The sequence below is a fragment of the Mycolicibacterium houstonense genome (assembly GCF_900078665.2).
GTDB classification, from domain to species: Bacteria; Actinomycetota; Actinomycetes; order Mycobacteriales; family Mycobacteriaceae; genus Mycobacterium; species Mycobacterium houstonense.
On sequence record NZ_LT546226.1, the window covers coordinates 1 to 961 of the forward strand.

At 68.6% G+C, this 961-nt stretch carries 2 protein-coding genes; one reads left to right on the forward strand and one right to left on the reverse strand.

The genetic code is table 11. The features are described 5' to 3' along the window. Nucleotides 1-507: amidase family protein (locus tag BN4332_RS32745; RefSeq protein WP_268811560.1), on the reverse strand; the 507-nt coding region annotated here is incomplete at its 3' end. Between the two features lie 63 nt (nucleotides 508-570). Here BN4332_RS32745 and recO point away from each other — a divergent pair. Further along, on the forward strand, nucleotides 571-961 hold a 391-nt coding region (recO, locus tag BN4332_RS32750; RefSeq protein ID WP_074133301.1), incomplete at its 3' end, for a DNA repair protein RecO.

A 961-nucleotide genomic window follows, 5' to 3' on the forward strand; every position in this document is an offset into this window, starting at 1 on the left:
GACCGCTGCCGCACTGCCGCCCGAGGATCCGCCCGGGCTGTGCTTGCGCGACCACGGATTACGGGTGTGTCCGAAGCCGGGGCCGCCGGTGAACGGCCACTGCCCGAGCTCGCAGGTGTTGGTCTTGCCGACGATGACCGCGCCGGCGGCCCGCAGCCGGCGCACCACCTCGCTGTCGGAGGTGGCGACCCGGACATTGCCCTCGGTGCCGAATCGGGTGGGCACGCCTGCGACGTCGACGTCGTCTTTGACCGCGATCGGAATGCCCAGCAGGGGTAGGTGTTTGCCGGCGGCGCGAATCCGGTCGGCTTTCGCGGCATCGGCCAGCGCCTGCTCGGTGAGGACCACGCGGAACGCGTTGAGGGTGGACTGGCTCGCGGTGATGGCGTGGAGGGATTGGCGTACCAGTTCCTCAGACGTGGTCGAGCCGCTGGCGAGTTGATAGAGCTGATTGGTCAGGGTGGGGAAAACCGGGGTGGACGAGTCGGAAGTCGCAGATTTGGCCATCACTTTCGAGAATATCGGCGGTGCGTAACGGATCCTGTCCGGCCATGGTGCGACACTGTCACGATGCGGCTGTACCGGGACCGGGCGGTGGTGCTGCGCCAGCACAAGCTCGGCGAGGCCGACCGGATCGTCACCCTGCTCACCCGCGACCACGGGTTGGTGCGCGCGGTGGCCAAGGGTGTTCGGCGTACCCGCAGTAAGTTCGGTGCGCGGTTGGAGCCGTTTGCCCACATCGATGTCCAGCTGCATCCGGGGCGCAATCTCGACATCGTCACCCAGGTGCAGGCCATCGACGCCTTCGCTGCTGACATCGTCAGCGACTACGGCCGCTACACCAGCGCCTGCGCGATGCTGGAAACCGCTGAGCGGCTGGCCGGGGAGGAGCGGGCGCCGATGCCCGACCTGCACCGGCTCACGGTGGCCGCGCTGCGGGCGATCGCCGATGGCCGACGCG